General features: G+C 39.7%; 21 protein-coding genes. 11 read left to right on the top strand and 10 right to left on the bottom strand.

Annotation, left to right across the window (positions count from 1 at the left end):
* The 4 genes from MTF67_RS07495 to MTF67_RS07480 form a co-directional block, all read right to left on the bottom strand.
* On the bottom strand, nucleotides 1-1,344 hold the full coding sequence (locus tag MTF67_RS07495; protein WP_006791494.1) for a Na(+)-translocating NADH-quinone reductase subunit A: 1,344 nt from the start codon (nucleotides 1,342-1,344) through the stop codon (nucleotides 1-3).
* A gap of 510 nt (nucleotides 1,345-1,854) precedes the next feature.
* A complete protein-coding gene (gene fabV, locus MTF67_RS07490; RefSeq protein WP_006791495.1) occupies nucleotides 1,855-3,048 on the bottom strand; it encodes an enoyl-ACP reductase FabV in 1,194 nt (397 codons plus the stop codon).
* A gap of 113 nt (nucleotides 3,049-3,161) precedes the next feature.
* Complete coding sequence (locus tag MTF67_RS07485; RefSeq protein WP_006791496.1) at nucleotides 3,162-3,473, bottom strand: BolA/IbaG family iron-sulfur metabolism protein; 312 nt, start codon at nucleotides 3,471-3,473, stop codon at nucleotides 3,162-3,164.
* Nucleotides 3,474-3,551: 78 nt separating this feature from the next.
* Complete coding sequence (locus MTF67_RS07480) at nucleotides 3,552-4,145, bottom strand: alpha-ketoglutarate-dependent dioxygenase AlkB (protein ID WP_248519173.1); 594 nt, start codon at nucleotides 4,143-4,145, stop codon at nucleotides 3,552-3,554.
* 42 nt (nucleotides 4,146-4,187) lie between these two features.
* Between MTF67_RS07480 and MTF67_RS07475 the strand changes: the two genes are divergently transcribed.
* Genes MTF67_RS07475 through MTF67_RS07460 form a run of 4 tightly spaced genes read left to right on the top strand, consistent with a single transcriptional unit; the run spans nucleotide 4,188 to nucleotide 7,942 of the window.
* Nucleotides 4,188-5,330: a methyltransferase gene (locus tag MTF67_RS07475; protein ID WP_248519172.1), complete on the top strand. Its 1,143-nt coding sequence runs from the start codon at nucleotides 4,188-4,190 to the stop codon at nucleotides 5,328-5,330.
* 2 nt (nucleotides 5,331-5,332) lie between these two features.
* A complete protein-coding gene (locus tag MTF67_RS07470) occupies nucleotides 5,333-5,893 on the top strand; it encodes a YajG family lipoprotein (protein ID WP_248519171.1) in 561 nt (186 codons plus the stop codon).
* Nucleotides 5,894-5,895: 2 nt separating this feature from the next.
* Nucleotides 5,896-6,516 carry a peptidylprolyl isomerase gene (locus MTF67_RS07465; protein ID WP_248519170.1) on the top strand — a complete coding sequence of 207 codons (621 nt, stop codon included), beginning with the start codon at nucleotides 5,896-5,898 and terminating at the stop codon, nucleotides 6,514-6,516.
* A gap of 46 nt (nucleotides 6,517-6,562) precedes the next feature.
* The gene (locus MTF67_RS07460) at nucleotides 6,563-7,942 is read left to right on the top strand and encodes an MFS transporter (protein WP_006791501.1); all 1,380 of its coding nucleotides are present in this window, start codon (nucleotides 6,563-6,565) and stop codon (nucleotides 7,940-7,942) included.
* Between the two features lie 74 nt (nucleotides 7,943-8,016).
* Here MTF67_RS07460 and MTF67_RS07455 read toward each other — a convergent pair whose 3' ends face one another.
* On the bottom strand, nucleotides 8,017-8,256 hold the full coding sequence (locus MTF67_RS07455; protein WP_006791502.1) for a helix-turn-helix transcriptional regulator: 240 nt from the start codon (nucleotides 8,254-8,256) through the stop codon (nucleotides 8,017-8,019).
* A 448-nt stretch (nucleotides 8,257-8,704) separates the two neighbouring features.
* Here MTF67_RS07455 and MTF67_RS07450 point away from each other — a divergent pair, with 448 nt between their 5' ends.
* Nucleotides 8,705-8,893, top strand: coding sequence for a hypothetical protein (locus MTF67_RS07450; protein ID WP_006791503.1), 189 nt, complete (start codon nucleotides 8,705-8,707; stop codon nucleotides 8,891-8,893).
* Between the two features lie 44 nt (nucleotides 8,894-8,937).
* Here MTF67_RS07450 and erpA read toward each other — a convergent pair whose 3' ends face one another.
* Entirely contained in the window at nucleotides 8,938-9,276 is a 339-nt protein-coding gene (erpA, locus tag MTF67_RS07445) for an iron-sulfur cluster insertion protein ErpA (protein WP_006791504.1), read from the bottom strand.
* 321 nt (nucleotides 9,277-9,597) lie between these two features.
* Here erpA and MTF67_RS07440 point away from each other — a divergent pair, with 321 nt between their 5' ends.
* The 5 genes from MTF67_RS07440 to MTF67_RS07420 all read left to right on the top strand — a co-directional run bounded on the left by MTF67_RS07440 (nucleotide 9,598) and on the right by MTF67_RS07420 (nucleotide 16,198).
* Nucleotides 9,598-11,280: a chloride channel protein gene (locus MTF67_RS07440; RefSeq protein ID WP_006791505.1), complete on the top strand. Its 1,683-nt coding sequence runs from the start codon at nucleotides 9,598-9,600 to the stop codon at nucleotides 11,278-11,280.
* Between the two features lie 15 nt (nucleotides 11,281-11,295).
* Nucleotides 11,296-11,730: a CopD family protein gene (locus MTF67_RS07435; RefSeq protein ID WP_006791506.1), complete on the top strand. Its 435-nt coding sequence runs from the start codon at nucleotides 11,296-11,298 to the stop codon at nucleotides 11,728-11,730.
* 116 nt (nucleotides 11,731-11,846) lie between these two features.
* Complete coding sequence (locus tag MTF67_RS07430; protein ID WP_006791507.1) at nucleotides 11,847-12,863, top strand: aspartate carbamoyltransferase; 1,017 nt, start codon at nucleotides 11,847-11,849, stop codon at nucleotides 12,861-12,863.
* Between the two features lie 33 nt (nucleotides 12,864-12,896).
* The gene (gene hemL / locus MTF67_RS07425; RefSeq protein ID WP_248519169.1) at nucleotides 12,897-14,177 is read left to right on the top strand and encodes a glutamate-1-semialdehyde 2,1-aminomutase; all 1,281 of its coding nucleotides are present in this window, start codon (nucleotides 12,897-12,899) and stop codon (nucleotides 14,175-14,177) included.
* 179 nt (nucleotides 14,178-14,356) lie between these two features.
* A complete protein-coding gene (locus tag MTF67_RS07420) occupies nucleotides 14,357-16,198 on the top strand; it encodes a methyl-accepting chemotaxis protein (RefSeq protein ID WP_248519168.1) in 1,842 nt (613 codons plus the stop codon).
* A gap of 72 nt (nucleotides 16,199-16,270) precedes the next feature.
* On the opposite strand, the gene mrcB is transcribed toward MTF67_RS07420, so the two are convergent.
* A complete protein-coding gene (gene mrcB, locus MTF67_RS07415; RefSeq protein ID WP_248519167.1) occupies nucleotides 16,271-18,445 on the bottom strand; it encodes a penicillin-binding protein 1B in 2,175 nt (724 codons plus the stop codon).
* On the opposite strand from mrcB, the gene MTF67_RS07410 reads away from it, so the two are divergent.
* Complete coding sequence (locus tag MTF67_RS07410; RefSeq protein WP_248519166.1) at nucleotides 18,420-18,617, top strand: hypothetical protein; 198 nt, start codon at nucleotides 18,420-18,422, stop codon at nucleotides 18,615-18,617. The two genes, mrcB and MTF67_RS07410, sit on opposite strands and share 26 nt — an antisense overlap.
* A gap of 139 nt (nucleotides 18,618-18,756) precedes the next feature.
* On the opposite strand, the gene MTF67_RS07405 is transcribed toward MTF67_RS07410, so the two are convergent.
* The 3 genes from MTF67_RS07405 to MTF67_RS07395 all read right to left on the bottom strand — a co-directional run bounded on the left by MTF67_RS07405 (nucleotide 18,757) and on the right by MTF67_RS07395 (nucleotide 21,770).
* Entirely contained in the window at nucleotides 18,757-19,986 is a 1,230-nt protein-coding gene (locus tag MTF67_RS07405; RefSeq protein WP_008130095.1) for an ammonium transporter, read from the bottom strand.
* 9 nt (nucleotides 19,987-19,995) lie between these two features.
* Complete coding sequence (locus MTF67_RS07400) at nucleotides 19,996-20,334, bottom strand: P-II family nitrogen regulator (protein ID WP_004587162.1); 339 nt, start codon at nucleotides 20,332-20,334, stop codon at nucleotides 19,996-19,998.
* Between the two features lie 212 nt (nucleotides 20,335-20,546).
* On the bottom strand, nucleotides 20,547-21,770 hold the full coding sequence (locus tag MTF67_RS07395; RefSeq protein ID WP_006791513.1) for a response regulator: 1,224 nt from the start codon (nucleotides 21,768-21,770) through the stop codon (nucleotides 20,547-20,549).

Below are 21,770 nucleotides of genomic sequence, written 5' to 3'. Positions count from 1 at the left end.
TTAGCCTTCCTTCTCGATCGTAGTTAAGCAATCGCGTAGGGCTGCGCCGTACTCGTATTTGCCAGGACAAACGAAGGTGCATAACGCTAAATCTTCTTCATCTAATTCAAGCGCACCTAATGAAATTGCACTGTCTAAATCACGAGACAATAAGTCACGTAATAATAGCGTTGGCAAAATATCAAGTGGCATAACACGCTCGTAGCTTCCAAGTGGAACCATGGCACGTTTTGAACCACCCGTAGACGTTGTCATTTTGAATAAACGACTCGGAGTAAGGTGAGACAAGAATGTACGCGTTACAGAGAATTTATCACTACCTGGTGCAATCCAGCCAAACAATTCCTTTTCGCGACCTTCAAGTAAAACAGATACTTGAACATGGTAACGACCTAAGAATGCATGAACACCAGACGACGTAGCACCTGCAAGTACAGAACCAGAAATAACACGGTTATCACCGTCTTCTAATTCCCCTGCCACTAAGTCATCTAATGAAGCACCTAATTGTGTTTTCACTAAACGTGGATTTTTAACGCGAGGACCTGCAAGAGAAACAACACGATCTGTGTAAATTTCACCAGTAAGGAATAGGTGACCATACGCAATAACGTCTTGGTAACCGATATGCCAAACTTGCTTGCTAGCAGATACAGGGTCAAGGTTGTGAATATGAGTGCCTACAAGGCCAGCCGGATGCACACCACCAAACTCATGTACTTCTACTTGAGCAATAGATGAGCTAGGGATTTGGCTGCCAGCTTGCTTACAAACAAATACTTTTCCATCGGTCAAACGCGATACAACAGCTAAGCCTGCTTCAAACGCTTGCGCATTTTCAGCAATAATCACTGCAGGGTCTGCAGCAAGAGGATTAGTGTCTATAGCGGTAACAAATATAGAGCTAGGATTTGCATCCACAGCCGCTACTTTGCTGAATGGGCGAGCACGTAGTGCTGTCCATTGACCTGACTGAATAAGTACTTCTTTAGCTTTTTCACGATCCAAGCTTGTAAGCTCAGATTCAGAGAAAGAGTCAAAGGTGATTTGCTCACTGCCGTTTACTTCAATAACAACAGATTGCAGCACACGTTTAGCACCACGATTTATTTCTTTTACAACACCAGAAGCTGGTGCGGTAAACAGGACGCCTGGGTTCTTTTTGTCTTCAAAAAGTACCTGGCCTTTTTTAACTTGGTCATCCATACGAATATGCATGGTTGGACGCATACCTATAAACTCTTCACCTAGCACGGCTACTCTTTTGACGGGTGAACCGTCGTGAATAACTTGCTGAGGTGCGCCATCTAATGGTAAATCCAGACCTTTTTTTATGTTGATCATACGCACTTGCACTACATTAACGGAAAGAAACTGAAAAATCGTACCAACCACGTCGCCATTTAAGCTACCCCAAGTTATTTCAATGTATAAAAGAAAAACTCGCTTTGGTCATTAAACAGGCAACGCGGTAAAAACTCTTCACATATTGCCTTAATTTTAACACCATTGTGGGTGACTATGCGAGTGTATTTATGAAAATTATACGACTGAAACGCTTATTTGGTTTTGTTAGCTAGATTTAATAAAATTTAAGTTAGACCAAAGTGGTAGCTTAAGCAAAGAATGAGGTTTTTTAATTGATAAAAGTCGCATGAAGCGACTTTTAAATTAGGGCATGTTGACTTTATAGGGTTAAAGCTTACTGAATCTTAAGGCGGTACCTGTTTAGCAATAATACTTATTTATGGGCAATAACCACACAACATCAGTTCTGTATTACCGAAATGCCAAACAGGATACTTAACATTTTACCAAAAAAGACAAACAAGCCCTGACTATTCACTTAATTGATTAATCAATCATATTTGCAATTGCTTGAACTGGCTCTACATCTTGGTCGTAATCAACTGACTCAATGCCAAAACCAAATAAGCGTAAAAACTCATTGTGGTAACCAACGTAATCTGTCAACTCGTCAATCGTGCTGGTATCTACTTTGTCCCATACTGCTTGGATACGTGCTTGAACATCGTCTTCAAGTTCTTTGTAGTTTTGAAATAAGTGTCCGCCATCATCAAAACGCGGCGTTTCACCGTACAGGTTTTCGGTAAATAAGCCATGAATTTGCTCAATGGTGCCTTCGTATGTTCCGTCCGCCTTCATTACCTTGAATAAAGCAGAAATATACAATGGCATAATTGGTATAGCAGAACTCGCTTGTGTTACAACAGCATTAAGTGATGAAACATACGCTTGACCATTTAACGCTTTAGTTGACTCTTTTATCGCAACCGTTGCACGGTCTAAGTCTTCTTTTGCTTTACCAATAGTCGCGTGCCCGTATATTGGCCACGTTAATTCTTTGCCTATGTATGTGTAAGCTGTGGTTTTAAAGTCATCTGCTAGCACGTCAGCGTCTTGAAGTGCATTAATCCACATTTCCCAATCTTCACCACCCATTACTTTAATGGTGTTGTCGATATCGTCTTGTGTTGCAGCCTCTACAGTAATTTCGTCAATTTCACGCTTTGACGTATTTAGATTTTTTGTTGTAACTGCATTGCCGATTGGCTTTAACGTTGATGAGTAAACTTCACCCGTGTTTGGGTCAGTACGACGAGGCGACGCTAAACTGTAAATGACCAGATCAACCTTGCCTAAATCTGCTTTAATTGTATCAATTGCTTTTTGTTTTATTTCGTTTGAGAAGGCATCACCGTTGATATTTTTAGACCATAAACCGGCTTCGTCTGCCGCATTTTGAAAAGCAGCCGTATTATACCAACCTGCTGACCCTGTTTTACGCTCGGTACCTTCTTTTTCAAAGAAAATACCCAATGTTTTAGCACCGCCACCAAATGCTGCCGTAATACGCGATGCCAAGCCGTAGCCTGTAGATGCACCAATAACTAACACATTTTTTGGCGCGCTTTTTAATGCACCTTGTTGTTTTACATAGTTAATTTGTTCTTGTACATGTTCACTACAGCCTACTGGGTGAGCGTTTGTACAAATGAATCCACGAATTTTTGGCTTAATGACCATTGATGATCCTATATCTTTTACTATAAAAATTAGCGCTAGTTTAAAGGCTAATACTTAAAACACTGATCTGATCAGTTAAATACGGTTGTAAATAACTGTCAAACCTCAATTAATCAATCTAATTTAGATCCGCCTAAACAGTTTGGCGATGCTGGCGCTTCGCTGTCATGTTCAGTGTATTCGTCAGGAGTGTAAGTATGAATAGCCAATGCATGTATATGGTTTGCAAGCTCTTCTTTTAAAATCTCATTAATTTGACGATGGCGCTGCAAAAGGCGTTTACCTAAAAACTCTTCGCTTACCACAATAACCTTAAAGTGCGAGTCAGTGCCTTTGCTGTGCATATGACTTTCGTTAATAACATTTAAATGCTTACACGCAATAGCATTGCTGATTTTTTCTTGGATTTGTTGCTGCATTGACATATAAAACCATTATTTATAGCTAATTTATGAACTTATCATAGCAAGCAGCCCTGCCCGTTGGCTAACTAAATTACGCAACTAGCCTTGTTTTATATGCCTAAAGGTTAAACTTATTCGCGGGTGCACTAAGCTGGTTTGCTTTAAAATAGCATGCTGAAAGTCTCGCTGGCTATTGCCACTCATGACCAAACAACTACCACTGTGTAATTTTAAATCCGTTATTTTATTACTGGTTTTGTCTTTTAGCTTTAATACCCGCTCTGCTCCAAGCGATATACACACTATAGTGGGCTGCTGGCCTAACTCAATTTCATCATCACTGTGCCACCCCATGGTGTCGTTGCCATCGCGATAATAGTTGACTAATAAAGAATTAAATGGCTGGTTTAAATGTGCCTCTAACCTTTTTCGCATTGCCATTAATGTACTAGGCCAAGGTTCAGTTATTAACTTACTGTTTGAATAGCCGTATTCAATTTTATGGTCGCCAATAAAGCATTGCAGGCGTGGGATTGGTCCAGTTTTAGAGTAAACCGTGACTTCTGGCTGCTGCCACTTAAGGTTTTTTTGCAGATAATAAAATAAATCGAGGCTTTTTTGTGCGCTAAGCGCCTTTGTTTGATAAGAAAAGCCATTAGGCAACTGTTGGGGGTTGGCGTTTTGCCGTTGCATGTTAGAATTTACCTACATTAGTTTACTGATACAAAAACCACTATGACGACGCAAGCCCAGCTAGGCGATAAAACTTTTACTCTTGAACGCTTCCCTTTGGATCAAAAAAACCGCAGTTTACAAGCGTGGGATTCGGGCGATGAGTACCTTATCAATTATGTTAACGAACATCATCCTGATTGTCGCTCATTGCTTATTTTAAATGACAGCTTTGGTGCTCTTGCCTGTAGTTTTAATCAATTAACGGTTTGTTCAGTTAATGACTCGTATATTAGCCACCAAGCTGCAGCATATAATTTACAAGAGAATAAGCTGTCTACTGTGCAATTTACGCAATTGGACAGCCTCTCGGCACTTCTAGAAGACGTAGATTTAGTGTTAATCAAAATACCACGTAATGTTGGCTTTTTGCAGTTTCAATTAAGTGAGTTAAGCGAAGTTCTTGCACCAGGCACACCTGTTATTGCAGCTGGTAAAACGAAAGATATTCACAACTCAACAATTAAGGCGTTTGAACAGTTTATTGGTGAAACTAAAACAAGCTTAGCGGTGAAAAAGTCACGCCTTATTTTAAGTAGCGCAAAAGGCGGCTATAAAGCTGCTGATTACCCTGTTTCATGGCAACTTGAAGGCACCGAGTTTACTATTACAAACCATGCAAATGTGTTTTCGCGTGATTCGTTAGATATTGGTGCGCGCTTCTTTTTTAACTACTTGCCGCAAACACCAAAAGCTAAACAAATTATTGATTTAGGCTGTGGTAATGGCGTAGTTGGTGTTATGACCTTAGCGCGCTGCCCTAAAGCCTCTGTAACGTTTGTTGATGAATCGTACATGGCGGTCGAGTCTGCACGACTTAACGTAGAGCAAAACATGGCAGAACGATTTGATGATTGCGAATTTATCGAAAACGATTGCTTAACCGGCTTTGAAAAAAACAGTGTAGATATGGTGCTATGTAATCCACCATTTCACCAAGCACAAGCGGTTACTGATCACATTGCTTGGCAAATGTTTAAACAAGCTAAAGACACGTTAAAAGAAGGTGGTGAGCTGCGTATTATTGGTAATCGTCATTTAGATTATCATGACAAGTTAAACCGTATGTTTGGTAACTGTAAGCTATTAGGTTCAAACAAAAAATTTGTGGTTTTAAGTTCAACTAAAAATAGTGGGGTGTTATAACAATGACAATAATAAACCGTATATTTGGCTGTACTGCATTTTGTATTTTAGCAGGCTGTGCAAACCAACCAAGCCAAGTCATACTTAACCCGGTTTACCAAAGTGGCCAAGTGAGCACTATAAATAGTAGCCTGAGCACGAGTGTTATTGATGTACGTGGCGATACTTCTACCCTAACTCTAGTTGAGTCAGACAAAACCAAAACATTTGCAAGCCAAGGTATTACAGAGTCGATTAAAAGTGCACTAGACAGTGCACTTAGTCGTAATGGCGCGAGCATTTCAAATTTAGCCACCACTCGATTTGAGCTAGATATAAATGCCTTACAAGCAGTGGTTACTGAAACCTTAGTAAGCCATAAAAGTGAAGCAAAAATTGAACTGAGTGTTCGCGTAATCCGTGCTACAAGTAATTTTACAAAAAAGTATAGCGGTAATGCAGCGCTAGAAGGCCCGCTTGGCCATGACAGAGCTAAAATAGAAGGTCAACTCAATAAGTTGACTGAACAAATGATAACCCGCATTGTGTCAGATCCTGAATTAATACAGTTTTTAGAAGGTTAACCATGAAACGACTTTTTACACTTTGTTTAGCTCTTTGTTTTAGTGCAGCAAGTTTAGCAGCCCAAGAGGGCAGATTTGTACAAAAAGACAATATGTTTCCACGTGTTGAAATAGTGACATCACTAGGCAGTATTATTGTTGAGCTAGACCGCTCTCGGGCCCCTATTACAGTTAATAACTTTTTGACTTATGTATCAGATAAAAGTTATCAGGGTAGTATTTTTCATCGTGTTGAGCGCGACGAAGAAAACGAACGCGATTTTGTTATACAAGGTGGTGGGTATGATAAAGACATGGAAGGCTTACATCAAAACGATCCTATTTTTAATGAAAGCGGGAATGGTCTAAAAAATGATATGTACAGTATTGCCATGGCATACCAAGACAGACAGCCGCATTCAGGTACTCGTCAGTTTTTCTTTAATATGGATAACAATGACCATTTAAATCCTGGAAGAGACTGGGGATTTGCGGTGTTTGGTACTGTAATGGATGGATACGAAACCCTTGATAAAATTATGGCTGTTAAAACAATTTACAACGAAAAAATTGGTTATGACTTTGTGCCAGAAACACCAGTGGTCATTTTAAATATTAAAATGATTGAGCCAACACCATTATAATTAATGAGGTGCGGTATAGCTGCACCCACTCGCCAATGAAGGCCCTATGAGCAACACTCTCTCTTTCAGCGAATACTTTTCGTATTTTAAAGATAAACGTTTAATTAATGTGTTTATTTTTGGTATTAGCAGTGGTTTTCCCTGGGTATTAATTGGCTCTGTAATGTCGGCATGGCTAAAGGATGAAGGCCTGAGCCGAAGCATGATAGGCTTATTTGGTATTGTATTTGGTGCCTACAGCATCAACTTTTTGTGGTCGCCCTTAATCGATCGTACAAAACTGCCTATTTTATATAAGTGGCTAGGCCAACGCCGTAGCTGGATATTGTTTTGCCAAAGCTTTATGTTTTTAGGCACATTACTTCTTGCTGGCCTTGACCTCAAAGCTAACTTGGCGATTGCTGCAGCACTGTGTTTATTAATTGCAATTGCATCTGCCACACAAGACATTGCGATAGACGCATTTAGAATAGATACCCTAAGCGAAAGTGAATCACACAAAGCAACAGCTGCCGCAGCCATGGCCACCTCAGGATGGTGGACAGGCTACGCGTTATTGGGTGCGATTCCATTTTATATGGCAGATATTCCTTCACTCGGTTGGCCACAAGTTTACTACTTTTTAGCTGCTGTAATATTGGTATTAATGGGAGGAGTGCTATTTGCTAAAGAGCCCGCCTCTAATAGAGAAGCCGTTCACGAAGAACTAGAACGTGTTTACATTGAAAAGCTTGCTACTATTAATCAAACACCTCTCAATAAAGTCGTTGCCTGGTTGGTTGTTACAGTAATTGACCCTTTTAGAACATTTTTTGCAAAGAACGGGGTTAAAACTGCACTCGCATTACTTGCTTTTATTTTCTTATTTAAAATTGGCGAAGCGTTTTTAGGACGAATGTCGATTGTTTTTTATAAAGAAATAGGCTTTAGCAATAGCGATATAGCTACTTTTTCAAAAGTTGGCACCGCAGTGCTCACCATTGCCTTTACCTTTGTAGGCAGCTTATTTAATCAAAAATATGGCATTGTGAAAGGGTTATTTGTTAGTGGTGTAGCCATGGCTGCATCTAATTTAGCTTTTTCTGCTATTGCATTAGTGGGCCCTAACTTAGGTTTATATGCTTTTGCTATAGTAATTGATGGCTTTACACAAGCATGGTCTCTCGTTGCTATGGTCGCGTTTATATCTATGCTATGTGACAGAGCGTTTAGTGCAACACATTATGCGTTGTTGGCGTCGCTGGGGAATTTAGGAAGAACATTACTTTCGAGTTACAGTGGGGTTGTAATTGATGATTGGCTAATGGGAAATTGGTCGTTATTTTTTGTATTAACCGCTTTAATGGTGCTCCCCTCTTTACTATTTTTGTATGCAATAAGACACAAATTGTATGAGCTTGAGAAAAACTACCATAGTAGCTATTAAGCTTAATGCATCCATGCATTAATATTTTGCTTAGCACATTTAATATGCCCCTGAATGAACTAAGCAACACACTATTAATCTACTTTAAGCAGGCTTAGTGCTTCATGTGGGTCAACTTCTAGCGCTGTACAATAACGAACAAACTCAACTACATCTAAACGGCGTTCTTGATTTTCAATTTTGCCGATAAACGAGTGAGGTGTTCCAAGCACCTGTGCAAGGCTTCTCATTGTATGGCCTTTTTCATGGCGTTTGCTTTTAAGCCATGTTGTTAACTTAGCGTTCTCTTCTGAAGAAACAGTTTTCCCCATCATTTTACATCTCCTACTAGACGATTAGACAACACCACAAAAGCAGCAGTCGTTACCATAGCTGTAGGCAAGTAAGCAGTAACTTATGTTTTAAATAGCAATCTATCGCTTCTCAAAGCACTGGTTGCTACTCACTCCCACCCACATAGCTAAAAACGACGCTTAAAATGTGGTAAAAGGTTTTTGTTATTAGAATGAAATTTTGCCCGTCTCATTCTTGGATACATTATATACTATTAACACTTTGGTTAAATAGTTAATTGCTCGCCTTAGTCAAAATCAACCCCAGTGAACATTTACAAACACTGAATATTTCAGCTAAGTTATCAAAAACATTAAAAATAATATTTTTATTATAAAAATATAAATAGGCATTTTTATAACAAATTTATTTCATGTTAATGTTATTCGTTTAATATTGGGCAATAATCAACACAAAAAAGGTTACATAATGTTCAGGCTTCTTTTTTTATTACCGATTATTTTATGTGCAGGGTGGTACTTATTCTTGCGCCATAATGGCGTGCCAATTAAGCAAGGTAAAAAAGGGTTTATGTATATTTTAGTACTATCTGCATTTGTACTGGGCTTTTTTGTATTGATGATGCAGATCACAGAGTATGCCCCCTCTAATTTATAGGCATAAAAAAAGCCGCTAATGCGGCTTTTTTTATTAGTCTGTGTTTACACACTAAAACTTGCACCACAACCACATGTGGTTGTTGCGTTCGGGTTAGATACAAAAAAGCGTGCACCTTCTAAGCCCTCAGTATAGTCAACTACACCGTCAACTAAATATTGAATACTCATAGGGTCAACCACTAGCGTTACGCCATTTTTTACAATTTCTAAATCGCCAGGATTTGCTTTTTCATCAAAAGTAAAACCGTACTGAAAGCCAGAACATCCACCACCCGTTACGTAAACACGCAGTTTTAGTTCTGGGTTTTCTTCTTCATCGATTAATTGTTTAACACGAACAGCTGCTGCATCGCTAAACTGAATTGGTAATTCTTCTGACATTTTAAAACCCTCAATATCGTAATGGCGTGATTATCTAATACCCGAGTGTTTTAATCAAGTATAGTCAATTAACGCTTTGCTCTAAGTTATACCCATAAATACATTAAAAATGACTGTATATCGCTTATATTGACTGAAAAAAACAGCACTTTAATATGCAACTAGTGGCATGTTAAACAAGTAATTATTTTAACTAAAAAAACTTCGTTTTATTATTTGCCATAAATAGCTAATTTAAGTTAATAATTTTATAAAATCACAAGGACTTAGTGGTTGGCTTTTGCTAAAATACAGCTGAAAAATGCACTGAGGAAAAAATGCATGTGGCTGGAGCAGCTCAGGCGTCGACTCGCACAACCTAAAACATCTGTACAATTATGCCTTTTAGGCGTAGTTGCTGGGTTAATTGCTGCATTTTTTATTATTTTATTCCGCTTAACAATTCTCTTTTTTCAAAGTTTATTTTTAGAAACCCCAGACGACTTTACAACCTTGCCAACTCTTGAACGTGTTTTAATGCCTTTAATTGCAGCATTTTTAATTGCGTCATTTGCCGCTTTTACTGGTTTCAAACATTATCGGTTAGGTATCCCATTCGTTATTCATCGTATTAAACGCCATTACGGGCAAATGCCTTTATACAATACACTCAACCAATTTGTTGGGGGGGCTTTGGCATTAATCAGTGGTTTTTCGGTTGGGCGAGAAGGCCCATCGGTACATATGGGAGCAACGGGCGCCAGTATTTTAGCCGATAAACTCCACTTACCCCACAATGCCATGCGTACATTAAGCGGCTGTGGTGTTGCTGCGGGTATTGCAGCATCCTTTAACACGCCTCTTGCCGCCGTTATTTTTGTTATGGAAGTCGTGTTAAGAGAATACAAAGTTCATATTTTTGTCCCTATTATGCTTGCTGCAGTAACAGGTGCACTTGCTACTCAGTTCGTATTTGGGGGAGGGTCAGAACTTGCACTCATAACAATTGCTCCTTTGAGTGGTTGGCACTATCCATATTTAATTTTATGCGGTATGGCACTGGGCGCTATTGCATACAGCTTTAATCAAAACTTAATGTTAATTATTAAAACATTTAAACCTTTAAGTATGTTTCCTCGTTTACTCATTGCAGGTTGTATCGCAAGTTTAATTGCTTATGCCGTTCCACAAGCAATGGGATCTGGCATGAGCGCGATAGCTATTGCGGTGGAGTCGCCAGATAATGTGCAATTACTCACCACTATTTTAATTGCTAAATTACTAGCAACTTTATTTGCTATAGGTTTGGGTATACCGGGAGGGTTAATTGGTCCTGTTATTGGGTTAGGTGTTTTAGTTGGGACTATGATGGCGTTTTTTGCTCAGTTTATTAGCCCTGGTACTGATATTGCCGGAACTTATGGTGTATTGGGCATGGCGGGGTTAATGGCCGCCACATTACATGCACCACTTGCAGCGTTAACAACAGTAATGGAGCTTACATCGTCGCCAGAAATAATTGTCCCAGCCATGCTTGTGATAACAACAGCTTATGTAACCGCATTACAAGTTTTTGGTAATCGCTCTATATTTTTGCAGCAACTTGATTTTCAGGGGCTTCCCTATCATGTTTCCCCTGCCACAGAGGCGCTACAAAAGGTGGGAATAATGGATGATATGGATGAAAACTTTAAATTGCTTTTTTCAAACGACAAAGAGCAAATAAAAAATACACTCGATGCCATGGACAGCCAAACGCCATTGATTGTGTTTGACGAAGAAAACGGGTATCGACTTGCAGAATACGATTTAAGCTTAATGTCTGATCAAGCAATCAACCTGAACTATGTAAACTTACAAGGTATTAGCAGTCAAGCAACGTTAGCTGATGCCTTTGATATACTAAAAGATAAGCGCAGTGGCGCTTTATATGTATACAACCTGTTAGATAATCAACAAATAATGGGGCTGTTACGTTGGGATCAAATTCATCATATTTTAACCATCCGTAACAGCTTACTATAAATAATAAGGGTTATTATGAGCGCATTACTGATTTATAAAACGCTGCATATATTTTTTATGATTGCATGGTTTGCAGGCATTTTTTACTTACCACGGTTATTTGTTTACCACGCAATGAGCCAAGAGCGTGCATGTAACTCTATGCTAAAAGTAATGGAACGCAGGCTCCTTTATTTTGTAACGCCATTTGCTATTTTAACGGCTGTTTTTGGTGTACTAACGATTGTGGAATATGGCCGTGAATGGTTTAAATACAGTATGTGGCTGCACTATAAACTAGTGCTAGTTATAATTTTATATTTATACCACGCGTACTGCTTTAAATTACTAGCCGACTTTAAACACGACAGAAATACTAAAACAGATCGTTTTTACCGAATTTTTAATGAATTACCTGTTATTGCATTACTTATTATAGTTGCACTGGCAGTAATTAAGCCGAGCCTTTGAGCTATTTGGTATAAAAAATACCGTATTAATTACACACGACTTAAAATCTAATATGCGCGATTGCGTGCCCCATATTATGGATTATCGCGCCCTTTTGAAAAACTAGGAATAACCCCATGTTAAGTTTCCAAGGTGAACATATTCTGTCTGTTAATCAGTTAGACAGAGACTGCATTGAACGTATTTTTGCAGTAGCAAAAAAGATGGAGCCTTATGCTAAAAAGCAAAAGCAAACAACGGTGCTTGAGGGCGCCATTTTAGCTAATTTGTTTTTTGAACCCAGCACACGTACGCGCGTTAGTTTTGGAACCGCGTTTAACCTGCTTGGTGGAGGCGTGCGTGAAACAACAGGCATGCAAAGTTCAGCTCTTGCTAAAGGTGAATCTTTATACGATACAGCGCGTGTTATTTCAGCTTATGCAGATGCGGTTGCTATGCGCCACCCAGACGCAGGCTCGGTTAGTGAATTTGCCGAAGGCTGTACCGTACCTGTAATTAATGGCGGTGACGGCCCAAATGAACACCCCACTCAAGCACTGCTAGATTTACTTACTATAGAACGTGAGTTACACCGCTTTGATCAAAACATTGATGGTATGCACATCGCTTTGGTTGGCGATTTAAAATACGGTCGTACTGTTCATTCGTTATCAAAACTATTGTGCCATTACAAAAACGTTAAATTTTCAATGGTGGCACCCGATGGCTTGCAAATGCCAACCAGTATTTTAGATGCAGTAGAAAATGCTGGCCATAAAATAGAACTAGTGAACAAAATGGAAGGTAACTTAGCGGCCGATATCGTGTATCAAACACGTATTCAAGAAGAACGCTTTCCATCTCAAGAAGAAGCAAATAAATACCGTGGCGGATTTAGAATTAGCCAGTCAATTTATAATGCACACTGTAAGCCTAATTCAGTGCTAATGCATCCGCTTCCTCGTGATAGTCGTACTGAAGCTAACGAGCTTGATAACGACTTAAACAGCAACGACAATTTAGCTATATTTCGCCAAGTACAAAACGGCGTATTAATTCGTATGGCATTGTTTGCTTTAACACTCGGCGTAGAAAACAAAGTTGAGCAATATGAAGTAGACGTGCCTTGGTTTAGCCGCAAACGCGACAGCTAACCCTTTTTTAAGTGACAATTTATAGGATTTTTCATGACAATTAGCCAAGACTTATTTGAACGCGCTCAAACCTCTATTCCTGGTGGCGTAAACTCACCAGTGCGCGCTTTTAATGGCGTAGGTGGCACACCATTATTTATCACAAAAGCAGAAGGTGCATTCACCTTTGATGCCGATGGTAATCGTTATATCGATTACGTAGGTTCGTGGGGCCCAATGATCATGGGCCACAATCACCCTGCTATAAAACAAGCGGTTCATGAAGCAGTTGAAAACGGCCTTAGCTATGGCGCGCCAACTGAAGCTGAAATTTTAATGGCTGAGAAAGTAAAAGCGCTTGTACCTTCAATAGAAAAAGTACGCATGGTTAGCTCAGGTACCGAAGCAACTATGAGCGCAATTCGCCTAGCGCGTGGCTTTACTAATCGTGACAAAATTCTTAAATTTGAAGGCTGTTACCACGGCCATGCCGACTCACTTTTAGTTAAAGCGGGCTCAGGTGCTTTAACTATGGGCGTGCCTAATTCACCAGGTATTCCTGAAGACTTTGCTAAACACACATTAACAGTATCGTTTAATAACATTGAAGAAGTGAAAGCTATTTTTGAAAAATACGCTGACGAAATTGCCTGTATTATCGTTGAGCCGGTAGCGGGTAACATGAACTGTATTCCACCTGTTGAAGGCTTTTTAGAAGGCCTGCGCGCAGTATGTGATGAATACAAATCGGTGCTTATTTTTGACGAAGTAATGACCGGTTTTCGTGTAGCTCTTGGTGGTGCACAAGCGTATTACAACATAAAACCTGACCTAACATGTTTAGGTAAAGTAATAGGCGGCGGCATGCCGGTAGGCGCATTTGGCGGCAAAACTGAAATTATGGATTACATTGCTCCTGTTGGCCCAGTATATCAAGCCGGAACACTGTCTGGTAATCCAATAGCTATGGCTGCAGGTTTAAAATCATTAGAGCTATTAAGTGAGCCTGGATTACACGACAAACTAGAAGCTATTTCAAAAGCAATATGTGAAGGCTTTGAAGCAGGCGCTAAAAAAGCAGGTATCGCACTTACAACAAACTACGCGGGCGGCATGTATGGCTTTTTCTTTACTGATGCTGAAAAGGTAACCACTTACAAACAAGCGACTGAGTGTGACTTAGCGCGTTTTAAACGCTTTTTCCATCTTATGCTTGAAGAAGGCGTATACCTTGCGCCATCAGCATTTGAAGCTGGTTTTGTATGTGCTGCGCACACGGAACAGGAAGTACAAGAAACTATAGCTGCAGCAGAGCGCTGTTTCGCAAAGCTTTAATCGCAAGTATTGCCTAAACGGGGTTTATATACCTACTTTTAAAACAGGCAATCAATACTAAAGATTGAAAAAGCCCTTTAAGGGCTTTTTTTATTTGTAAATTGATATAATTGAATGATAATTAAGCATAACAAGGTCTACTTATCTTCACCCTACTTTATTAAATACAAGAGAGTCTTATGTCTGGATTACGGCAGTTAGCTGCGCCTGCAATGCGCTTAATGGCGAATCTAAAATACAAAACTAAAATAAGCATCACGTTTGGCATTCTCTTGATCCCACTTGCACTAAGCATGTTTTTTTTGGTGTCGTTATTGAGTAAAAGTATTGATGTGTCGAAAATGGAACAGCAAGGTTTAAAAGGCTATCGGGCAATACTTACCAATGAAATACAAGGGACAACCGATAAAAATATAAATGTGGCACGCTCACTGGGCTTTAAAATTAAAGACAGCGAAGTAGACGATGTACTTGAGCTTGTGTCTATTCAATCTAATTTAGCGCTAGATAGCGAACTTGCCAGCGCCTATTTAAATCGTGCATTGGTAACCCGTGTCCCTGCTTTTATCACTCAAATAAACCTAACCGCCGCGAGCGCAAATACAGTACTGAACAATAACCAATTTACTCCAGATACCTTTATTGCACTTTCAAACCTAAGTAAATCGTTACCCCAATTTGAGCAGCAACTTTTAAAAACACTAGCTATTGCAACGTCAGCGGATAAATCGGTAAATAAAGCGCTCTCTCCCACTTTAAATGAACTACAAAAATCAGTCTCAGCATTTAAGAACGCGATAGATAAAAAACTACTGGAACCCGACGACATAGAGTTAACTCAGCGTGAATTTTCAGCACTCACTGACAATGTTCAAAAAAATATTAGCGCTTTAATCAACATCAGTATTCCAACTCTAGAATCGTTAATTAGTAATAAAATACAAACCCAGCAGTGGACCAGAAACACTGTTCTGATCGCCTCTATAATAAGTTTACTGTTTGCTCTTTATTTAATGGTTGGGTTTTATTTTGCAGTCGTTGACACCATAAGTCGCTTCACTAAAGCAGCCACTAAAGCAGCTAACGGTGACTTAAAGGCAACCCTTAACTCAATCGGGAATGACGAAATGAGCGTTATTGCTGAGCAATACAACGCCCTACTCAATGCCTTTTCACATCTACTTTCAGATGTTAAAGCCAGCACCAAAGAGTTATGCGATGCCACTCAGTCTCTTTCGCATGCCAGCAGTCAAACCAGTGACGACGTAATAAAACAGCAAACACGGGTAAATGCAATTAGCCATGCATTAAGTGACATGGCGCAAACTGCACATACAATTGAAGAATCAGCCCATCAGGCAACACTTACTGCACAAAATGCCGCTGAGCATGTAAAACAGGGGTCGAGCAATACCATGGAGCTTGCTCAATACATGCAAGATTTAAAAATGGAGTTTACCGAAAGTCAGCAAGCACTTGACCGACTAGCTCAAGATAGCCAAGAAATTAGTAAAGTAAGTAAAGGGATCAGTGAAATTGCCGACCAAACAAACCTATTAGCACTCAATGCTGCAATAGAAGCAGCTAGAGCGGGTGAACACGGACGTGGTTTTGCGGTAGTTGCAGACGAAGTAAGAACACTTGCATTACGCACACAAACACAAACACAAGAAATTCACCAAATTATTAGCTCACTGCAAAAGGCATCTGACGATACACAAGTTAAAATGCGTTCAAGCGTTGAAAAAATGGAGTTATCTGTCGAAGCCGCAAACCAAACAAATACAGTACTGCAAAGTGCAGAAAGTAGTATGGGTGATATAAAGCATCAAGGCGAAGTCATCGCTGAACGAGTTAAACAGCAAGCCAACGCGACGACTCAGGCACTTAATGACTCGCAAGAAGTTAATAACTTAGCTGATCATACATTAGTGTCAGCTCAATCAACGCTGCAAGACGCCGAGCAGCTTTCACGCTTATCGAATGATTTAACAACGTCAATGCGCTTTTTTAAGTCTTAACTTTTAATATCTATAGCTCTAAATATCTATAAATAACAAAGCCGCTAAATAGCGGCTTTGTTATTTGAGTTATCATTTTATACAGCGAGGCCTTGGCTCAAATTCACTCACTCTTAATGGGAGCTGTATCACTTTGCCACATCCTGGAGGAGCTTGTTTACCTGTGTGCTCGTTTACAAAGGCCCAACGGATTGAAGGGGGGCGAGTATCGGCAATGGCTTGTGGGTTGAGTGGTTTTAAATAACGGATATAGGCTTCTAGCGCCCCGACACTGCCAGTTAAACCGGTGCTTTTATTATCATCGCGGCCAAGCCATGCAACGGTTACCGTGTTTTGATCAAACCCTGCAAACCAGCTGTCACGTAAATCATTGCTAGTCCCTGTTTTACCGGCTAGTTGAATAGACGGAAAGTGTAAGTTTAACCGCTTTGCTGTGCCGTCTTTCGTTACACGCTTCATTGCATATTTGGTCATGTACACAGAGGCTTCATCAAAACGAGGCTCTGCACTTACTTGATGTTTGTATAGCACGTTACCTACAGAGTCAGTAAGTGCTGATATGGACGTTAACTTCTTATACTCACCGTCATTTGCTATGGTGGTGTAAAGCTGGGCAACATCAAAACTAGATAACTCTAAAGCACCTAAGAGTAAAGACGGGTATTCATCTATTTGATCTTCCACTCCGAGTGATTTAAGCGTGTTTGCAACTTTATCCACTCCTATATCTAAGCCTAAATTAACAGCAGGTATATTAATACTATTACTAAATGCTTGATAAAGCGGGATTGCACCACGGTATTGGCGATCAAAATTTTCAGGCTGCCATACATTACCTTCTTCGTTTGTTACCTGTAACGGCGAATCATCAAGTAATGTGGCTAAATTATAATTTGGTGATTGTAGTGCTGTTAAATAAACTGCGGGCTTAACTAAAGACCCTATATTTCTCTTTGTATCCAGCACTCTATTAAAGCCCGAATATCGAACGTCACGCCCTGCTACAAGGGCCGATACGCCACCTTTATCTGAATTTACAGAGATCATAGCAACCTCAAGCTTATCTGTTTTAGGGCGTTTCTCTAAATAAGGTAAGCTTTTCTCAACCGAGTTTTCCATTGCTGTTTGTTTTTGTAAATCAAAGTAAGTAAACACCCTAACCCCAGCATCTAGTATCTGCTGATCGGGTAGTAATTTATTTAATTCACGGTTCACCAGTTCTAAATACCCTGGGTATGATTTTTGTAAACTTTCTTTCATTGGCGCAATGTCAATTGAGCGCTTAAGTGATGCTCGGTATTCTTTTGTGCTTATTAATTTATTTTCAACCATGAGGCGAAGTACTAAATCGCGACGCTCCATAGTGCGCTCTTTGTAGCGGCGAGGGTTGTAATATGACGGCCCTTTCACCATCGCTACTAGCAACGCTATTTGATCGTATTCAAGCTCATCTACTGGTTTTGAAAAATAAAACTCAGACGCCAAGCCCATGCCATGCACGCCTTGGTTATAAGATTGACCTAAATAAACCTCGTTTAAGTAGGCTTCTAATATTTGGTCTTTTGAGTAACGATAATCAAGAATAAGCGCAATAAACGCCTCATTGATTTTTCGCAGCAGCGAACGTTCACGGGTTAAATATATATTTTTAGCGAGTTGCTGCGTTAACGTGCTACCGCCTTGGACTGTTCGCCCTGCTCTAATATTGGTATATAGAGCGCGTAAAATAGAAAAAACAGATACACCGTGGTGCTCATAAAAATTACGGTCTTCCACTACTAGCAAAGTGTCTTTTAACATAGCAGGAAACTTATCAAGGGGAACAAATTCTCTATCTTGCTTCGAATCGTTACCAATGCGGGCTATTTGAACAGGTTCTAATCGAGCGTTGTTCAAGCGCCTACCAAATTTATCTTTTACAGAGGCTACCTTTTGTCCTGCAAAACGCAGTTCAACAATCTTAGACTTCTCCAGCCCATCATAAAATTCAAACTCTCGTCGGTAAATTTTAATACTATCGGCCGTTTTTACGTATTGGCCGGTCCGGCTGAGCCTATTAACAGATGAATAATTTAGACGTTCGAGCTCAAATTCTACTTCTTGACGTGATAAGAATTGCCCAGGGTAAAACTGCATTGCACGCGCATACACTTGAGCGGGGAGTTGCCATTTATTTCCTTCAAATACACGTGTGGTTTTTGAATCTAAATAAATAAAGTACATGGCCATAGCAATAAAAACAGCCAAACTTAGCTTCCAAAAAACTGACCATGTTTTTCTCATAAATGAGCGTTTAACAACAGTAGTTGCCGTTTTTTTTGTGGATTTGGGTTTAGCTTTACGTGGCGAACTGCTTGCTTTCGTTGCACGCTTTGAAGGGGGTTTACTACTAGGTGTTTTTTTATTATCAGCCATGTAAGTGTAATGTGTTCCAACGGTTTATTTACAAAGGGGAGCTTAGCATATTGGCCATAACCCTAACACCTGAAAAATTAACCTTCCCTGAAACGAAAAAAGCTCTACCTAAAGTAGAGCTTTGATGAACACACTATATAAATTTAGTTATTACGAACAGATACAAACTCAGGGTAAGCTTCTACACCACAGTCGTGTTGATCCATACCGTTAAGCTCTTCTTCTTCTGTAACACGTATACCCATTGTGTATTTTAATATAGCCCACACAATAAGTGACGCTACAAAAACAAATGCCAATATAGTTACTAAGCCGATTAACTGATTAACAACGCTTGCATCACCGTTTGAAAGTGGAACCAGCATAATACCTAGTGCACCACATACACCGTGTACAGAAATAGCACCTACTGGGTCATCAATCTTAATTTTGTCTAGAGCTATAATGCTAAATACAACTAATGAACCGCCTAGTAAGCCTAGTAGACAAGCCATTAATGGAGAAGGTGAAAGAGGGTCTGCAGTAATAACAACTAAGCCCGCTAACGCACCGTTAAGTACCATTGTTAAATCAGCTTTGCCCCATAATACTTTACAAACAAATAGTGCTGCAATTGCACCCATTGCCGCAGCCGCGTTAGTGTTAAGTAAGATTTGACCTACAGCCGTTGCGTTTTCTTTATCAGATAGTAATAACTGTGAACCACCGTTAAAACCAAACCAACCCATCCACAAAATAAATGTACCTAAAGTTGCAAGCGGTAAGTTAGAACCTGGAATTGGGTAAACTTCACCATTTTTTCCGTATTTACCTTTACGAGCACCTAGTAAAATTACACCAGCGAGTGCTGCTGCTGCACCTGCACCATGAACAATGGCAGACCCTGCAAAATCAACAAAGCCCATTTCAGACAAGAAACCACCGCCCCATGTCCAGTAACCTTCCATTGGGTAGATAAAACCAGTTAAAACAACAGTAAATGCTAAGAAAGCCCATAGTTTCATTCGTTCAGCAACCGCACCAGATACAATTGACATGGCTGTTGCAACGAAAACTACTTGGAAGAAAAAGTCAGACTCTAAAGAGTGGTCGGCATCAGCAGCTTGCGTACCAATTAACGCGCCCAGTGATGGCATAATTCCGCCTTCAGCGTTGTCTACATACATAATGTTGTAACCAACTAACAAAAACATGGTACACGCGATTGAATAAAGCGCGATGTTTTTAGTTAAAATTTCAGTGGTGTTTTTAGAACGAACTAAGCCCGCTTCTAACATGGCAAAACCAGCAGCCATCCACATAACTAATATACCCGATATCAAAAAGTAAAATGTATCGAGTGAAAATTTAAGTTCTACAATTGTATTTTCCATAAGCCCCTCTTAAATTGCCTCTTCGTCAAGTTCGCCAGTACGGATACGAACTATTTGATCTAAGTCGTACACAAAAATTTTGCCGTCACCAATTTTGCCTGTTGATGCAATTTTTGTGATTGCTTCAACAACGCGCTGACAATTTTCTGTACGAGTTGCAATTTCAAGTTTGATCTTTGGAATAAAATCGACTTGGTACTCTGCACCACGATATAGCTCTGTATGACCTCGTTGACGTCCAAAACCTTTAACATCAACTACAGTCATCCCCTCAATTCCTAAATCAGCGAGCGCTTCACGCACATCGTCTAATTTAAATGGTTTTATGATTGCACTAATCATTTTCATAGCGGCCCCCTCGGACTCTTTATTGTTATCCTGTTGGGTAACATAATCCAACCTTTGTGCCACTATTTAATTTAATTTAAAAACAACAACTTAATCTTTAAAACTAAACTCACCATAAAAAAAACGCACCATTTAGGTGCGTTTTTTTAACAACTCAGCTACATTGGTGCACATATAAAAACGACCCCCAAATTGCGCTATAATATAAACAGTTACCCGATACAGTTTCTGCCTTTGCTTTTTGCTTCGTATAACGCTTTATCGGCAACACGCATTGCATCTTTTAAATTGGTATTTTGAAACTCTGCAAGCCCAATACTCGCTGTTATCGTGCAAGACTTGTCACTAATAGAAAAATCGTAACTCGCCATTTTTTTTCTAAACGCTTCTAAATATTCGCGTGCTCTGGCTAAATCGATATCAGGTAGAACAATGGCAAATTCTTCACCACCCACCCTTGCTACAGTAAATTTTGCAAAAGTTGAGCGAATAAGAGACCCAACCTGCTTAAGCGCCTGATCGCCGCCTTCGTGACCAAATGTATCGTTTATATTTTTAAAAAAGTCTACGTCGAGTAGCGCTAGCGTATTATTTTGATTTTGATTTTTTAATAACTTTTCAGCATATTGATAAAAATAACGTCGATTGTATAAACCGGTTAAGTGATCTCTAAAAGCACTTTCTTTGATATCTGCAATCAGTGATAACTGCTCCATTGTTTGCAACACCCTGCAATGAAACTCTTCATTCATAAAGGGTTTAGTCAAAAAGTCGTTTGCGCCATATTTTATAAAGCGTGCTGATAAACCGTGCTTGCCCGCTCCAGATAAACCAATTACAGCTAAATCGTCTCGGCCTCTAAAATTACGAACTGCTTTAACTAGCTCAAAGCCATCCATTGTTGGCATGGCGTAATCGGTCATTAGCAGCTTTATATCTGGATCAGCTTTTAATATTTCAAGCGCTTGCTGGCCGTCATTCGCGGTGCTTACATCAAACAATTGCTTTTCGAGCATTTGCTTCATTAACGAACGACTCAACATAGAATCGTCCGCAATTAATGCCTTACAACCTTGGTTTCTTAAAAGTTGAGAAACCAATTTAACGGCATAATGATAAGAATCACGGTTATCTTTTATAACGTAATCTACCACACCATCTTCTAGCATTTGCTGACGTTTGTACTCGTCTATCTTTGATGTAAGCACAACCGTAGGAATTGCTTTAGAAAGTGTATATTTGGCAACTTCGCCATTTGGGGCATCGGGGAGAGTTAAGTCAACAAGTGCTAGGGAATAGTCATACTTTTCTACGTGCTCCTGGCATTCAGCTAATGACCAGGCAAAATCAACGGCAACATCTAAATACTGGGCGGTTAAGTGGCGTAAAACCTGCTGGACTACTTTACTGTCTTCAACCACTAATACTCTTTGCAT

The sequence above is a fragment of the Pseudoalteromonas sp. 2CM32C genome (assembly GCF_023161925.1).
Classification (GTDB): domain Bacteria; phylum Pseudomonadota; class Gammaproteobacteria; order Enterobacterales; family Alteromonadaceae; genus Pseudoalteromonas; species Pseudoalteromonas marina.
Note: the sequence above shows the minus strand (reverse complement) of the source record. Positions and strands in the feature narration are given on the sequence as shown.

Bases quoted from the DNA above. Each gene is read 5' to 3' on its own strand.
- MTF67_RS07495 (WP_006791494.1), bottom strand. From the start codon at position 1,344: ATGATCAACATAAAAAAAGGTCTGGATTTACCATTAGATGGCGCACCT.
- fabV (WP_006791495.1), bottom strand. From the start codon at position 3,048: ATGGTCATTAAGCCAAAAATTCGTGGATTCATTTGTACAAACGCTCAC.
- MTF67_RS07485 (WP_006791496.1), bottom strand. From the start codon at position 3,473: ATGTCAATGCAGCAACAAATCCAAGAAAAAATCAGCAATGCTATTGCG.
- MTF67_RS07480 (WP_248519173.1), bottom strand. From the start codon at position 4,145: ATGCAACGGCAAAACGCCAACCCCCAACAGTTGCCTAATGGCTTTTCT.
- MTF67_RS07475 (WP_248519172.1), top strand. From the start codon at position 4,188: ATGACGACGCAAGCCCAGCTAGGCGATAAAACTTTTACTCTTGAACGC.
- MTF67_RS07470 (WP_248519171.1), top strand. From the start codon at position 5,333: ATGACAATAATAAACCGTATATTTGGCTGTACTGCATTTTGTATTTTA.
- MTF67_RS07465 (WP_248519170.1), top strand. From the start codon at position 5,896: ATGAAACGACTTTTTACACTTTGTTTAGCTCTTTGTTTTAGTGCAGCA.
- MTF67_RS07460 (WP_006791501.1), top strand. From the start codon at position 6,563: ATGAGCAACACTCTCTCTTTCAGCGAATACTTTTCGTATTTTAAAGAT.
- MTF67_RS07455 (WP_006791502.1), bottom strand. From the start codon at position 8,256: ATGATGGGGAAAACTGTTTCTTCAGAAGAGAACGCTAAGTTAACAACA.
- MTF67_RS07450 (WP_006791503.1), top strand. From the start codon at position 8,705: ATGTTCAGGCTTCTTTTTTTATTACCGATTATTTTATGTGCAGGGTGG.
- erpA (WP_006791504.1), bottom strand. From the start codon at position 9,276: ATGTCAGAAGAATTACCAATTCAGTTTAGCGATGCAGCAGCTGTTCGT.
- MTF67_RS07440 (WP_006791505.1), top strand. From the start codon at position 9,598: ATGTGGCTGGAGCAGCTCAGGCGTCGACTCGCACAACCTAAAACATCT.
- MTF67_RS07435 (WP_006791506.1), top strand. From the start codon at position 11,296: ATGAGCGCATTACTGATTTATAAAACGCTGCATATATTTTTTATGATT.
- MTF67_RS07430 (WP_006791507.1), top strand. From the start codon at position 11,847: ATGTTAAGTTTCCAAGGTGAACATATTCTGTCTGTTAATCAGTTAGAC.
- hemL (WP_248519169.1), top strand. From the start codon at position 12,897: ATGACAATTAGCCAAGACTTATTTGAACGCGCTCAAACCTCTATTCCT.
- MTF67_RS07420 (WP_248519168.1), top strand. From the start codon at position 14,357: ATGTCTGGATTACGGCAGTTAGCTGCGCCTGCAATGCGCTTAATGGCG.
- MTF67_RS07410 (WP_248519166.1), top strand. From the start codon at position 18,420: ATGGCCATAGCAATAAAAACAGCCAAACTTAGCTTCCAAAAAACTGAC.
- MTF67_RS07405 (WP_008130095.1), bottom strand. From the start codon at position 19,986: ATGGAAAATACAATTGTAGAACTTAAATTTTCACTCGATACATTTTAC.
- MTF67_RS07400 (WP_004587162.1), bottom strand. From the start codon at position 20,334: ATGAAAATGATTAGTGCAATCATAAAACCATTTAAATTAGACGATGTG.
- MTF67_RS07395 (WP_006791513.1), bottom strand. From the start codon at position 21,770: ATGCAAAGAGTATTAGTGGTTGAAGACAGTAAAGTAGTCCAGCAGGTT.